The sequence below is a fragment of the Alteromonas sp. KUL106 genome (genome assembly GCF_009811415.1).
Taxonomy (GTDB): Bacteria; Pseudomonadota; Gammaproteobacteria; order Enterobacterales; family Alteromonadaceae; genus Alteromonas.
The window spans coordinates 82,549-98,140 of the sequence record NZ_BLIG01000008.1; the positions used below are offsets into that span (position 1 = coordinate 82,549).

General features: G+C 44.7%; 11 protein-coding genes. 4 read left to right on the forward strand and 7 right to left on the reverse strand.

Features of this window, described 5'->3' with window-relative positions; all coding sequences use genetic code 11:
• The first annotated feature begins 6 nt into the window (after positions 1–6).
• The 3 genes from GVO63_RS03660 (at position 7) to GVO63_RS03670 (ending at position 4,861) form a co-directional block, all read left to right on the forward strand.
• A complete protein-coding gene (locus tag GVO63_RS03660; protein WP_159578157.1) occupies positions 7–834 on the forward strand; it encodes a symmetrical bis(5'-nucleosyl)-tetraphosphatase in 828 nt (275 codons plus the stop codon).
• Between the two features lie 278 nt (positions 835–1,112).
• A complete protein-coding gene (locus GVO63_RS03665; RefSeq protein WP_159578158.1) occupies positions 1,113–3,137 on the forward strand; it encodes a methyl-accepting chemotaxis protein in 2,025 nt (674 codons plus the stop codon).
• 125 nt (positions 3,138–3,262) lie between these two features.
• A complete protein-coding gene (locus tag GVO63_RS03670; protein WP_159578159.1) occupies positions 3,263–4,861 on the forward strand; it encodes a diguanylate cyclase in 1,599 nt (532 codons plus the stop codon).
• A gap of 71 nt (positions 4,862–4,932) precedes the next feature.
• Here the strand turns inward: GVO63_RS03670 and lysC are convergent, their stop codons facing one another.
• The 7 genes from lysC to GVO63_RS03705 form a co-directional block, all read right to left on the reverse strand.
• Positions 4,933–6,282: a lysine-sensitive aspartokinase 3 gene (lysC, locus tag GVO63_RS03675; protein WP_159490398.1), complete on the reverse strand. Its 1,350-nt coding sequence runs from the start codon at positions 6,280–6,282 to the stop codon at positions 4,933–4,935.
• Positions 6,283–6,341: 59 nt separating this feature from the next.
• Positions 6,342–6,791: a DUF192 domain-containing protein gene (locus GVO63_RS03680; RefSeq protein WP_159578160.1), complete on the reverse strand. Its 450-nt coding sequence runs from the start codon at positions 6,789–6,791 to the stop codon at positions 6,342–6,344.
• A 71-nt stretch (positions 6,792–6,862) separates the two neighbouring features.
• A complete protein-coding gene (gene acnB, locus GVO63_RS03685; protein WP_159578161.1) occupies positions 6,863–9,475 on the reverse strand; it encodes a bifunctional aconitate hydratase 2/2-methylisocitrate dehydratase in 2,613 nt (870 codons plus the stop codon).
• Positions 9,476–9,836: 361 nt separating this feature from the next.
• Entirely contained in the window at positions 9,837–10,790 is a 954-nt protein-coding gene (locus GVO63_RS03690; RefSeq protein ID WP_159578162.1) for a DNA ligase, read from the reverse strand.
• 136 nt (positions 10,791–10,926) lie between these two features.
• On the reverse strand, positions 10,927–11,211 hold the full coding sequence (locus tag GVO63_RS03695; protein WP_159578163.1) for a DNA ligase: 285 nt from the start codon (positions 11,209–11,211) through the stop codon (positions 10,927–10,929).
• 6 nt (positions 11,212–11,217) lie between these two features.
• Positions 11,218–12,399 (reverse strand): alpha/beta hydrolase-fold protein, encoded by a 1,182-nt coding sequence (locus GVO63_RS03700; protein ID WP_159578164.1) that lies wholly within the window; start codon positions 12,397–12,399, stop codon positions 11,218–11,220.
• 142 nt (positions 12,400–12,541) lie between these two features.
• On the reverse strand, positions 12,542–14,272 hold the full coding sequence (locus tag GVO63_RS03705; RefSeq protein WP_236552047.1) for an ATP-binding protein: 1,731 nt from the start codon (positions 14,270–14,272) through the stop codon (positions 12,542–12,544).
• 294 nt (positions 14,273–14,566) lie between these two features.
• Here GVO63_RS03705 and GVO63_RS03710 point away from each other — a divergent pair, with 294 nt between their 5' ends.
• Positions 14,567–15,571, forward strand: coding sequence for a 5'-methylthioadenosine/S-adenosylhomocysteine nucleosidase (locus GVO63_RS03710; RefSeq protein WP_159578165.1), 1,005 nt, complete (start codon positions 14,567–14,569; stop codon positions 15,569–15,571).
• Positions 15,572–15,592: the final 21 nt, after the last annotated feature.

A 15,592-nucleotide genomic window follows, 5' to 3' on the forward strand; every position in this document is an offset into this window, starting at 1 on the left:
GGTTTTATGTCTCAAGGTAACACATATGTCATTGGCGATATTCAAGGCTGCTATGACGGTCTTCGCCGCGTTTTAGATAAAGTAAAATTTGATGACGTAAACGATACACTGTTTGCTGTAGGTGACTTAGTTGCACGCGGGGAAGACTCTCTTCGCACCCTTCGTTTTTTGAAATCTCTCGGAAAAAATTTTCATAGCGTGCTGGGGAATCACGATTTACACCTTCTGGCAGTCGTTAACGGAATTCGCAAAGCCAAAAAATCAGACAAGTTAGCGTCACTGCTTAACGCCTCAGATTTAAACGATCTAGTTGACTGGCTTCGCCAGTTTCCACTGGCAATGAAAATAGACGACCACTCCGTCATGATCCATGCAGGACTTTATCCTAAATGGTCTATTGACCAAAGCGTATCACTGAGCGATGAAGTCAGTACCATCTTAAAGTCCGATAGCTATGCAGACTTTCTTTCTAGCATGTATGGGAATAAACCGAATAGCTGGTCAGACAGCTTAGAAGGTGAAGAGCGTCTTCGCTTCATTGTAAATGCTTGCACCCGAATGCGCTTTGTTTACGCTGATGGCAGACTTGACTTCGACAACAAATCCCACCCTAGCGCTGTGTCTCATAGCACAAGCAGCTTAATCATGCCTTGGTTTGCGCAAAAAAATGCGCAGCTTGCATCTCAACAAAGAGTTATCTTTGGACATTGGGCCGCACTTTCAGGTCAAACTAATAGCGAACAATTTATAGGGCTAGACACCGGATATGTATGGGGTCAAAGCATGACGTTGCTTAACCTGAGTAACGCATCGCTCACAAAAATAAACGCATAAAACATCTCTCGCTCACTTAAGGGCTTAAGCGTTAAGGTATTTTCAGCGCCCAACTGGTATTACCAGTGGCATTTTACCGATAATTTCTATACTAAGTTGCTAAATAAAATAAACATTAAGTTATTGTAGCCGATACAATTACGTCAGTTGATAACGATAGTGTTTCATCTTCTTCTCGGCGAGAGATCAAAATCGCGCACTTATAGCGCTATATTTTGTTGGCTGAGACGGGTAATATCGTTAAGGATAAAAATAAAAACACTCATCCAGGAGTTCCGATGAAAATAACGGTAGCCACACGCGTAATCGGGGGATTTGTCGCGATTAGCGCACTTCTAATCGTCATCAGTGTTGTTTCACTTTATAACCTGAATTCAATAGGCTCTGCTACTGAAGAAGTTAACGATGTTGCTTTACCCACCGTAGCAGGCAGTAATGCGCTCAAAGCAAGTTTCCTCAACATGGGCCGCCTTACTTTTGAAAGTTATATTGAAGAGAATTTAAGTGAATTGAAAGACAAGCGAACTTCTTTCAACGCAGCCAAAGATAACTTCGAAAGTGAGTATAAAAAGCTCGCACAAGCCGTTAACGACGAGCCAGAACTCAAAAATACACTTAGCTCAGTCCGTGAGTCTTACGAAAGCTATATCACGAACGTTGAGGCTATGTATAAAAATCACCAGATGTACCTGGATTTGCGCAACAGCATTCAAGACAGACTCGGTGATGCAGAAGACAATGCTGACGATGCATCGACGTATCTTTTAGACTTTTCGGACCTAGATAGTGTTCAGCGAGACCCCAACCTTCGCCGAGCTTCTGAGGTAGGAGGCCAACTTGAGACCTCGTTACTTTCTTTGCTAACCGTATCGTATGAATATATCAAAACTCAGACTATTGTTCGTTCACAAACCTTAGGTAATGAAGTAGACCTTGTTGTCGAAAAAGTCGTTACCCAGCTGAGCGAAATGATGCAGACCGCTGGCGGGCGCGACGATTCGGGCACACTGGATGACATTAACGACTTAGTCAATAATGCAATTAATGCTATCAAAGCAAATGACGGCGTAATTCAGCTCCACGTTGACCGATTAGAGCGTAGGAACGACGCTGAAAAAGCGTTGAACGCATCAGACGAAAACATTGCACAAGGTGTTGTAGCGCTGGAAAACCTGCTTACGCTTGCAGATAAAAAAGCTTCCCATGTAGAAAGCCAAGTAAATAGCGCGATTACAACGGGTAATACCGTTGTTATTGTCGTGGTACTAATTTCTATCGCCGTTGCTGCAATTATCGGTTTCGCGACAGTGCGTGCGATTACACGCCCACTTTATCGCGTAAATGAACTACTTACCGTTGCTTCATCGGGCGACCTTACACATCGTTTAGATGATTCAGCGCAAGACGAGTTTGGCCTTTTGGCGCGAAACTGTAATACGCTAATTGGCAATCTCAAAGAGCTGATTACCGCGATAAACGTGCGCGCAGAACAACTTGCTGCGGCGTCAGAGCAAACCTCTGCGGTAACGGCACAAACAACGCACTCTATCCAGGATCAAAAATCTCAAATAGGCCAAGTCGCAACGGCTACAACAGAAATGCACTCAACGTCACAGCTGGTTGTGCAGAATGCTGAAGATACCCTTAGCCAAATTCGCCATGCTGACGCAGAAGCGGAAAACGTGCGCAAGATCTCGCTTGAAAACAAGAACACCATTGAAGTGCTATCTCGCGATGTGCAAGAAGCGGCTGACGTTATTAATAAACTTCATCAAGACAGTGCGAGCATTGGCGGCATCCTTGACGTTATTCGCGGTGTTGCTGACCAAACCAACTTACTGGCATTAAACGCGGCCATTGAAGCTGCTCGCGCCGGTGAGCAAGGGCGAGGCTTTGCAGTGGTTGCGGACGAAGTTAGAACGCTTGCTAGCCGCACACAGCAGTCGACACAAGAAATCAATGCGATGATTGAAGTGCTTCAAGCAGGCGCAGAGAAAGCGGTATCAGTGATGAATCAGGGTAAAGAGCAAACCGCAGCTTGTGTTGCGCAAACTGAAAAAGCCACACAGGCACTGGATATCATTACCGATGCGGTTCATAAAGCCCATGACGTAAGCTCTCAAATTGAGCAGTCTGCACGTGAACAGAATACGGTATCGCAAGAAATCAGCGAAAAACTCGAAACCATCGTGGGTATCGCTGAAGAAACCACCGCAGGTGCACAGCAAACCTCAGAGTCTAGCCACGAAGTAGCGCGACTAGCCGAGGAGCTACAGCAGTCTATCAGACAATTTAAAGTTTAATTTTTTGCCTTTTAAGGCAAATGAGTTATATGACAAACGCCAGCTTCGCTGGCGTTTTTTATTTCTACGGCAAATTACAACATATAGACTATACTCTTGGCTTTTAGTAAGTATTGGTTCTAGTTTTGCTTTTTAAAACACTTCGATCCCAGCTTATCGTAGCGGTTACCCTTGTCGTTACAACTGTCGTTTTGGTTCAGTTGTGTATTCGCGCCTTTGTCATATCCCCTCAAATAAAAAGTTTGGCTAACGAAAGCTTAAAATTCGAGTTATTGCGCCTTGCCTCTGAAGTTAATCAAGAACTCCGAGCTTTAGAAAATCTCGTTTATGATAATGCGGTGTGGGATGAGACATACAAGGCAGTATCAGAGCGCAATACCGCTTGGTTTGAAAAAACCTATTTTTTACCTTTAAGCTATTCGACATTGGGGATTACGGGCTGGTATTTTTTTGACGCTAAATCGCAATTAGTGGCAGGCGATTACAAGCGTGTCGGTACCAATGCTATAAATATTGAAAAGCAAATAGTGCAAAGTGGTGCCCTAGTAACGCCTTACCTGTTGACTGAAGAACTCGCAAAAACGCACTTTGCAATCATTGAAAATGCGCCTGTAGCACTAGTTGCGAGCCCAATATTGCCCTCTAACGAAGAAGGCGAAAGCAACGGCACTGCCATTATCATCCAAGATATTAATGATGCGTTTATACAAAGGATTACGCCCAATCTTAACGGCGATATATTGCTTCATCCATTGTCAACGCTATCAAAGACGCAGTTAGCCGCGAGTGTAAAATACGGTGAATTGGGTGATCAAACCAGCACAGTAAAATTGAGAGAAAGCGACACGGCACGCCTTTACATTCTGTTTACTGACACTAGCGACAACCCACTTTTTGCACTCTCGATTAAACGTCCCTCGTCACCTGAAAATGACTCGATATTTGAAGGGAGTTTGCTTGCTGGTGTGCTCTTCTCCGTAATAGCACTCATCGTCTTTTATGGATTTCTCAATAGAAAACTCATTGCCCCTTTTTATCAACTATTAAGGTTCGTAGAGCACGCGCAAGATGAAAAAGACTTCTCACTGAGGTGTGAACTCGACGGTAGTAACGAAGTTTTTCAGCTAAGTCACCGACTCAATCAACTATTCAAAACCATTGAAGAGCAGCAATCTAATTTAAGTGAGAAAAATGCAGTATTAGAAAACCTAAGCAGAACTGATGCCTTAACAGGGTTATCAAATCGAAGATACTTTGATGAGTGGATGGCTCAACTTTCAAGTACTCAGAAAACCACCCACTCATCTATCAGTTTACTTATTATCGATATCGACCATTTCAAAAAATTTAACGATTTTTATGGGCATGCTAAAGGCGATGAGGCACTGACGTTAGTTGCTCAATGTATAAAGCAATCGGTTCATGAGGCGACTGACAAACCCTTTAGGTATGGTGGAGAAGAATTTGCCGTTGTACTGCAACAGACCAGCCTAGAAGAAGCAAAGAAAGTCGCTGACAATATCCGCTCTCACGTAGAGCAAAGGTGTTACGAGCACGCCAAATCACCAACCAGCACGTTTGTAACAGTATCTATCGGTGTGGCGTGTAAAGAACAAGGAGTAAATTTAGACAGCCAGTCTTTGTTTCAGAAAGCGGATGAGGCTTTATACAATGCCAAAAGACTGGGCCGCAATGTAGTATCGAGTATTTCTGATACCAATTAGATAAAAAACGACTGCGAAAAGCAGTCGTTTTTAAATTTATGTAGCGCTGAGTATTTCAGTATGTGCTGTTATTACTCAAATAGCGCGGAGTGGAGCTTGCGAACGATTACATCACTGTCAGTCTCGTTCACCAAGAACGATAGGTTGTGCGGGTTCGCGCCAAAACAAATCATACGCAGGTTAAAATCTGACACCGCAGCCAATATCTTGCTTGAAACACCAACGGCGGTTTGCATATTATTACCTACAACAGTAACTAGGTCGTAGCCTTTTTCCACTTTCACATCACAGATAGTTTCGAGCTCCGCAATGGTTTCCTTGTTCAAACGCTGAGCGACCGAATTTGCTGGGTTATCAAGAGTAAAAGATACCGAAATTTCGGACGTTGTGACTAAATCAACACTTAACTTGTGCTTAGCAATGATGGCAAATACCTGCTGCAAAAACCCCTGAGCATACATCATCTTCGGCGTTTTCACTGTTACCATCACCTGCTCTTTACGGCGAGTAATAGCGCGATAAGGTGGTTCATGCTCACAATCACGTACAATCCACGTACCGCCCTTTTCGGGCTCTTTACTAGAACCTACAAACACCTTAATGTCTTTACGCAGCGCAGGTTCCATGGTTGCAGGGTGAAGCACCTTCGCACCAAAGGTTGCCATTTCTGCCGCTTCCTCAAAGCTGAGTTCAGGTAAAGGATGTGCTGCAGGTGTAATACGCGGGTCAGTTGTATATACCCCAGTTACATCAGTCCAAATTTCACAGGATTCTGCATCAAGTGCCTCTGCAAGAAGCGCGGCTGTAAAGTCTGAGCCGCCACGACCTAGCGTTGTTGTGCGACCTTCTTCATCTGCGCCAACAAAACCTTGGGTAACCACGATTGCATTTTCAATTTCAGGTGCAAGCAATTGTTTAGATAACTTTTCGATCTCTTCAATTTGTGGCGCCCCTTCACCAAACTCACTGTCAGTGCGCAACACTTTGCGTACGTCGAAGTTCATGGTCTTCAGGCCCTGCTCTGCGAGCACTGAGGCGAACAACAACGACGACATTCGCTCGCCCATAGAGAGCAGCTGGTCTTTTAAATCATCACGGTGAAGGATCTCTTCGTGAAACGCTAAGCTTCGCATTTCATCTAACAAGTCGTTGAGTTTCGGCTCTACCGCATCTTTATCTTCCAACTTGTTAAGAATGGCAAGCTCGATATTGATGATTGCTTGGCAGGTCTCTTCAATTTGCTGTTGCGTCATCGGTGTATGCGCTAGGCTAACGAGGTGATTAGTTACCCCGGCAGCCGCACTCACTACCACAATGCGCGTTTTGTCATTACCGGCAACAATTCGAGCGCAATTCTGCATTACTTCGTAATTCGCAACGCTAGTTCCACCGAACTTAGCTATCGATAAGGCATTTGTCACTATATTTAACTCCAGAATAAAACTAGCTTTCGCTAGCAGCAACCGCGCGTTCTGCGCGGTTAATCAATCGTTATTTGGTCGCCCACTTTTATATTATTCTCGGCAAACCACCCTTGGTTCATTTCCAACGCGTAAAGTACCTCTTTCGATGATCCGACCGACTCCAAACTATGCGGAGTGAGAGGTTTTATATCCGTTATTACGCCTTTTCTGTCAATAAATGCTACGTCTAGAGGAACAAAGGTATTTTTCATCCACATGCCCGCAATTCTTGGGCTAGAAAATTTAAAAAACATACCACAGTCTTCACACAAGGCTTTGCGAAACATGAGCCCCTGTGCACGTTGTTCAAAAGTGTTGGCATATTCAACTTCATAGTGCTTGCCGCCAATCTTCAGCGTAATCGATTCAAACTCCACTGAATTCAAAGACGATGCAGGATCAACCTGCGCTTTTGCACACCCTAAGGTTAATACAAGTGCAGCAACAATAAAGAAAGATTTTCCCATTAGACATTCCTTTTCGCCATAAAAAAGCCGGTCACCACTAAGGCAACCGGCTTTGTAGTTTATACACTATTTTAAGCAACATTCAATGTTGGAATAATGCGTGCCTTCGCTTCTTCTTCAGCCTTTTTAAAACTCGGCATTTTGTCGAAGTTTAAGTAGCGGAAAACTTCGCTGGACATGGCATTAATTTTACTTGCGTATTCCATGTATTCTTCGGCGGTTGGTATGCGACCAACGATTGCACCCACAGCGGCAAGCTCTGCTGATGTCAGATACACATTCGCGCCATCACCCAGGCGGTTAGGGAAGTTACGTGTGGACGTTGAAAGTACGGTTGTCCCTGCATCAACCCGTGCTTGGTTACCCATACACAACGAGCAGCCCGGCATTTCTGTGCGCACACCAACACGGCCATAGATATTATAATAGCCCTCTTCCATTAGCTGAGCTTTATCCATCTTAGTCGGTGGCGACATCCATAAACGGGTAGGTAGCGTTTTGTTATACTGTTCTAGGAGTTTACCGGCAGCGCGGAAATGACCAATGTTGGTCATACATGAACCAATGAACACCTCGTCTACCTTATCACCTGCAACATCCGATAGGGTTTTCGCGTCATCCGGATCATTAGGGCAACACACAATAGGCTCTTTAATGTCGTTAAGGTCAATTTCAATTACCTCAGCGTACTCAGCATCTGCGTCGGCGCGCATTAATTCTGGGTTAGCAAGCCATTCCTCCATTTTTTGCGCCCGGCGTTCTAGCGTACGTGGGTCGCCATAGCCTTCGTTGATCATCCAGCGAAGCATGGTAATGTTTGAACGCAGGTATTCAGCAATCGATGCTTCAGAAAGGTTGATAGTACAACCTGCAGCTGAACGTTCCGCCGACGCATCCGATAACTCGAACGCCTGTTCTACGGTTAGGTTCTCTAGCCCTTCGATTTCAAGAATACGGCCAGAGAAGGCATTGATCTTGCCTTTTTTCTCTACCGTCAACAGACCTTGCTTAATGGCGTACAGCGGAATAGCGTGCACAAGATCACGCAGCGTTATACCCGGCTGCATTTCGCCTTTAAATCGCACCAATACTGACTCGGGCATATCTAGCGGCATAACGCCGGTCGCCGCAGCAAACGCAACTAGACCTGAACCCGCAGGAAATGAAATACCTAACGGGAAACGGGTGTGAGAATCGCCACCTGTCCCTACTGTATCAGGGAGTAACATGCGGTTTAACCAGCTATGGATAATGCCGTCGCCCGGACGAAGCGATACACCACCGCGATTCATTATAAAATCAGGTAACGTGTGCTGTGTTTCAATATCCACCGGCTTCGGATAAGCCGCGGTGTGACAGAATGACTGCATGGTCAAATCAGCCGTAAAGCCAAGACACGCTAAATCTTTCAGTTCATCACGGGTCATAGGGCCTGTGGTATCTTGCGAACCTACGGTTGTCATTTTAGGCTCGCAGTACGTACCGGGGCGAATGCCTTCGACACCACAGGCTTTGCCTACCATTTTCTGCGCTAGCGAGAAGCCCGCGCCGCTGTCTTTGGGTTGTTCGGGTTTTCTGAACAAGTCCGTCGGGCCTAAACCGAGTGTCTCGCGCGCTTTCTCAGTCAGAGCGCGACCGATAATCAGGTTGATGCGCCCACCTGCGCGAACCTCATCCAAAATCACCTTTGATTTATAGCTGTATTCTGCGAGAAGCTCACCGGTTTCATGATTAGTGATTTTTCCTTCAAATGGGTAGATGTCTATCACATCACCCATGTTCATTTTCTCCACATCAGCTTCAAACACCAACGCACCCGCGTCTTCCATCGTATTAAAGAAGATAGGCGCGACTTTTGAACCGATGCACACACCACCGCCACGCTTATTGGGCACACCCGGTAAGTCCTCGCCAAAGAACCACAACACTGAGTTCGTTGCTGACTTACGTGAGGAACCTGTGCCGACTACATCGCCGACGAAAGCAACGGGATAGCCCTTACTTTTGATGTCTTCTATTTGTGCCATCGGACCTTTAACGCCAGGCTCTTCAGGCTCTAGACCTTCGCGCGGCATTTTATAAGCTGCAAGGGCGTGCAAGGGGATATCTGGGCGAGACCATGCGTCAGGAGCAGGCGACAAGTCATCAGTATTGGTTTCGCCTGTAACCTTGAATACGGTGTAAGTAATTTTATCATCCATTACCTTGCGTGACGTGAACCACTCACCCTCTGCCCACGATTTAATGATGTCAGTGGCGTACTCGTTACCGGCTTTATGCTTTTCTTCCACATCGTGATACGCATCAAACATCAAAAGTGTGTGTTTCAGCTCTTTGGCAGCCAATGGCGCGAGGTCTTCATCGTCAAGTAGCTCTACTAACGTTGCAATGTTATAACCGCCGTGCATATTGCCTAACAGTTCTACGGCTTTTTCCTTTGAAATCAGCTCACAGCTATCTTCACCTTTTGCGATAGCACTTAAAAAGCCGGCTTTAACGTAAGCCGCTTCATCAACCCCAGGCGGCACTCGCTCTGAAAGAAGCGCTAATAGAAAATCCCCTTCCCCGTCTGGCGGGTTCTTTAACAAATCAATCAGGCCAGCTACCTGTTCAGCGTTAAGAGGTTTAGGGGGAATATTTTGAGCGGCACGTTCTTCAACGTGTTTTCGGTAGTCTTGTAACACAATCTCTTCCTCTAAGTTAGCTTGCGCAATAGGAGTAAAGGGTCTTGTACGCACTTGACGCAAGGTGTGTTTAATAAAGCGTTAACAGTATAACTTACGGGCTCATTTTTTGAATTTTAAGCCCTTTGAATTTACTGATAATCGCTATTCAGAACATTATTTTTGAACGAAATATGCGATTAAACAAAATATAAAGCAACGAAATTAAGTGTTAACGCATGAATCATTTATAGGGTTACATAAGCTGAAGACAAGGGGGGTAGCTTTACGTGACACTTACTCAATTGGAAAGAACCGTAAACGATAGACAACAGCGACGAGGGACGGCTGAGTGGGACTGCGTAGCAAATTACGCAAAATACTATTTTGATAAATCAGATTGTGGTCTAGTACGAAGGTAGCTTGCAAACCTTGGTTTGCCGTTTTTCGTCACACCGTAAAACTTGAATGTCACCCAACTACCAATAGCAGGAGGTGATTGCCGGTCTTTTTCCGAAAAGCCCGTTCCTAATTTAAACTGAATGCCGTCTTGCGTTTCCACTAGAAGCGAGCCCATCAGCCTCTTAAAGCGCCCCTTGCCGGGTAGGTGTGCCAGTACTCTCGCTTCTGCATCTTCAAATTGTTTTACTTTGAGTAATTTGTCACTGCGCCCTGCTATGTATAGCGCGTGTTCATGATGAAGCATTAACCCTTCCCCGCCTTCTCTCGTAACTTGCTTCAACTTTTCTTTAAGGGCATCAAGAGACGTAACCCTAAATTGAGAGACAACGGCAAACGTTGGACTGGGGGTAGCTTCACCTAGACTGTTAAGCATGTTGAGTCGACTCTCAAAAGGCACACCCGCTATAGGCATATCAAAGGCCATAAATCGCAATGCAGACCAGCGATTGCAAGACACAGAATTTGCAGCTAGGCTGTGGTCAGCTTCAACGTCAGTACTTAACAGAGCACGAGGCTGGGTATGCGGCTCAACATGAGGCAGCTTTGAAAGCACAATGGAAGCGGTAAGCTCAAACTTTCCTCTTCCTATCCAAAGTTCCCCGTCAATGGTTGCTTTTGGCCAGTGAGCGGTGAAACACATTGGTGCGAAAATTTTGTTTCCATTACGGGTACGTAACTCGGTACCGTTCCACCTTGCACGAATACCGTCTAGCTTCTCACTCACCCAATAATCCGCCACGTTAAAATCAGTGTGGCTATGATTATATTGCTTGGCAAGCTGAACCCCTTCAACAATATCAAACTTGTTCTGTGCACAAACGTGAGTAAATGCAGTGATTAAAAACACACAGACAGCTGCCAGAAAATAACGCATTAGCTCGTTCCTTGAGTTACTAAATACAGCCCGTTCAAGCCATTAGAAAGAGACTAAAACGACAAAGGCAGAGTAAATTACTCTGCCTTCGGTCTTTGTGTAACTGTACGTAGGAAGGTTTTTTCGTATCGCAGCCTTAGTCAGTAATAATATCAATTACAGAGATCAGCACATCCTCAGCAAAAGCTTCTCCTACCGTTCTTTCTTTATCGCGTCGCAATCGGTAAGTTTCTAAGCAGGCATTAAGCTGCGCATCAGCAGTGTTCACTCCGTGAACATCTGTACTATTTGCTTGCTCAATACAGTGATCGGTTTGCCCTGTTGTAACGGTACTGCACCCACTCATTCCCACGGTAATACCAGCCATAACAACGACAGTGGCGATCCAGTTTAAATGTGTGAACTTAATTTTGTTGTTCAAGTTAGCTTATTCCTTTAATAAAGACTGCAAACGCTTTTGTCTATCTGTAAAAACTTGGTAACCATCGTGCTGCGGAGTCGAAAGCTCCAAAGCCTTGTTTACACTCTCAAGTGCTTTTTTATACTCACCCATTTGTTCGTAGCCATACGCTATGCCGTTATACGGATCCGGCATTTCGGGGTACTTAGCTATATCGTGCTTAAACAACTCAATAGCCTTGTCGTAATTTTGCGAACGAACATAGTGATAACCTAATTCTCGAATTACCCATTCAGGCGCCTCTAATTTTTCCCCACGTTGCTTTGAAACGCGATCGTAATATTTGGCAATGCTTTGAATATCGCCATCGAACTGTTCAGGTCTTAAATAAGCTGACAAAAACAGGTTATGATAAGCACTAAAAATAGACGCTGCCGTAACCAAGTTGTGCTGAACACCAGCATAGGCATCATTTACCCACCTCAAACCAGCAGGTTGGTTTGCCCGCATACCTAAAATCATATTATCATAGTAGGGTCGCATTGGCGCCGGTTCGTTGCCTATAGACGTATAGATATAATGATCCAATTGGCTGGTAGATTTAAAAAATGCAACCGTATTTTTTGCCGGCGCGCCATAGTTCCACCACACTGCAGGGCTATAGGCAATCACAGCCTTAAAGAGCTCAGGATTTTGAGTGAGCGCATACAACCCGAATACACCACCAGCGGATCCCCCGGCTATCACCCGAAAATCATGCACCCGGTATTTATTCTCGACCATTGGGATAAGTTCAGTGGTTATAAAAGACAAAAAGTTTGCCCCGCCACCGCCATAACCTACTGGCCCGTATGGGTCTTCATTTGCCATAGGGAAAAGATCTCGAAAACGGTCCGTATTTTCAATGGCGACTATAATTACTTCTGGCGCAGCATTTTCAGATTGAAGTGATTCAAGTACCGCATTCATTAAAGGTAGATTAACCGCACCATCTAACCGATAAATGACGGGAAATTTCTTTTCAGGGTTTTCGGCGTAGCTTTTGGGAAGCTGAACTACCACTTCTCGTTGCTCGTTTAGCACCTTGGATTGAAGTTTCTCTATATTAAGTGTGTACCCCTGACTGTCGTTGCGTGTTTCGCTGTTAACTGAGAGGCTCGGCAGAGCAAGGATAAATATGGCAGTAATAATACGTATAGGTGACTTCAAATTTAAATCCTTTTATAAGATGCTTTGTTTTTCGGTACTTTTATTTTGGACGTACTAGCTTTAAAAATTTACGCGATTAGGCTAAGGGCGTTTTTATTTCTATTTGTTCTATTGCAGGAGTTTATTTGGTTTATCAACAACTTCAGCTCCCAGCATCCACGTTACTCTGTATGTTCTCCTTTGGCAATACAGGGCCTTCTTTAGGTGTTTCTCTGCCCAAGTATTTGGTCAGCATAGCGTATAATTCTATTTTGTTGACTGGTTTTGTAAGGTACCCATTCATACCAGACGCTAACGCTTTATCTATTTCTTCTACAACCACTGCGGCCGTGAATGCGATAATAGGAATAGTGATGTTAGCTTGTCGCAACGCCAAAGCGGCTTCAGAACCATTCATTTCGGGCATGTGTAAATCCATAAGGATAAGGTCGAAATGCTGCTTTTGTGCAATTTCTACTGCCTCATTGCCGTTATTAGCAATCGTTACTTTTAGCCCTGTGTCTTCTAACAAGGATTTTGCTACTACCTGATTAATGTCGTTATCTTCGGCCACCAAAACGGTAAGATTTGAGAATAACGGCGTTTTGTCTTTTTCTTGAACGTCATTTGCACTATCTGCAATCTCAAACGGTAGCTCAAAGTAAAATTCGCTCCCCTCTCCCACTGCGCTTTTTAGATAAACAGCGCCGCCCATTGCTTCAACTAGGCTTTTCACTATTTGTAACCCCAGCCCTGTTCCACCGTGTACTCGATTGATACTGCTATTCGCTTGAGTAAACGCATCAAAAACACGCGTTTGATCGACAAGATCGATACCCTCTCCCGTATCGGTTATAGTAAATCTGACGAATTGATGTGTCGGAGATGTTTCTCTCTTCTCCAGAACAAGCGTCACACTCCCCTGCTGCGTGAACTTTATTGCATTGCTTATTAGATTATTAAGCACTTGAGAGAGGCGCGTTGCGTCACCTACCACCCAAGTATTCAATGTCTTATCTACATTGATTCTTAGTGAAATCCCTTTGTTCTGCGCCAATTGCGCATAGAAAGCTACACAATCTTTGGATGTCGCTTTTAAGTCGAAGGGCATAATTTCTAACGCAAGTTTTCCCGCATTCAGTTTGGAAAGATCTAATATGTCGTTCAAAATGCGATTGAGCGATAGACCAGAACGCTGAATTTTCTCTAAATTAGGACGCGCGCTTTCCGTGATCTTATGGGAAAGCAACACGTCGGTGAGCCCTAAAATACCGTTTAGAGGCGTGCGAATTTCATGTGACATTGTGGCTAAAAATTGAGATTGTGCCGCCGAAGCCTGCTTCTCACTTTCAAGGGCTCTATTTAATTCTAGTGTTTTCTTTTTACTTTCTATAATGGCTTTTTCTAATTGGCTTGCTAATGCGTAAATAAGTAGCGACACGATCAAATTTGTCACACAAAGCCTGAGCCACAATCCTTTGTCGTAATTGCCGTCATACAGTGGGACGAGAAATGTGCAACTCGCGAGTACCACCATCGCACTTATTCGCCAGCCATTGGAAAGCAACAATATGGGAAGTATGGTGGCGATAGGAACGAGTGTAGCTGGCATAAGCCCGTTACTTATCACCAGATAAGGAGCCACTGGAATCGTGAGTAAAGCCCACAACTTAGCTAAGACCTCTCTGCAGTGTCTTAACGTAACCCCCGCAACAGCAATCGCACACCAAGAAAGACTAAAAAACGACGCCACGTAAACATTTTTGGGTTGAGTAAAAGCGATAACTGCCAAGATCAATAACGAAAAAACCAACAGAATTTTAAACCCTGCAATTCTCAAGGCCATTGTCACTTCGCCAAATGATTCGGGCTTTGTAGTGTTCTGCTTCGACATTGGGCGTCTATGATAATAAATAGCTGATAACCCAGTATAAGTTCGAAAACGCAACTCTGCATAAAAATAATGTAGACAGCGTAATATGATTAGCAAAAAGCGCGACTCCGGCTACGCTATTGACCGGATTTTAAGGCACAATATGTTGGTTGCGTATTGGCTCGAACTTTGCGAGTACTTTGCGAGAGCTTTGCTAAATACAACCATAGCCACAGCATTCTGCTGGTTTAAAACAAGTTTTCTACCCATTTAATGCACCACATAGGTGCGCCAAATAGATTAAATAAGGTCACTATGCGCTTAAGTAGTTTTGTTTTTTTCGTGTGTATATCCCTGTCATCACTCGCCAATGATGACACCCGCCAATACGGCCCAAAAGATTTTTCAGATGTTCCCAATAAGTGGACTGCGGTGGTTGCTGCCTATGAACCCGAGATTGAAGCTATTGACGCCGCCTTTGCGACGATGGACGATGCTCAAATTACACAAACTCTCTATATCAAAGGAGTTAAGTATCAACTAGGCACCTACAAAGGCGAGCCCATCGTCGTGTTTAGTACCGGCGTCAGTATCACTAATGCGGCAATGACGGTGCAGATGGCCTTGGACTATTTCCCTATTGATAAGCTGGTGATGATGGGGATTGCAGGTGCAATTAATCCTAAATACACGCCTGGGGATATTGCCGTGCCTGAGCGCTGGTACTTCCACGATGAATCTGTCTATATCAACCCGAAAAAGGATGATGCGAGCACCTACGAGCTTCCGGACTACTACACCAAACAGCTCGAGTACTATAAAGCGCGACGGGAGACGGATAAGCACTCGCCTAACTATAAAAATATTGGGTTTATTCACCCTACCGAAGTAGCGGTAGTGAAAGAAGGTTGGGATACCCGCAGAAGAATGCCATATTTCACCGCCGATAAAACGTTATTGGAAATGGCAAAGCGCGCGATCACAAAAATCCCGCCTATTACTATGCCATCTGGTAAAGAAATACTGGTTGATATAGGTGGAAATGGAGTAACGGGCTCAGTATTCGTGGACAATGCTAAATACCGCGAGTGGCTGCGTGACGTATACACTGCCGATGTAGCAGAGATGGAATCGGCAACCGTCGCACAGGTAAGCTTTGTTAACGATGTAGATTGGTTGATTATTCGCTCAATAAGCGATCTAGCAGGTGGCCAGCACGGCAAGAATGTAGAGAATGTCTTTGACGCAATAGCCTCTGGGACCGGCACCAAATTACTACTTGGTATACTCGATGAGCTCGTAACAACCGAGCCTCAGTAACCCCAAATGGGTCAATGTACT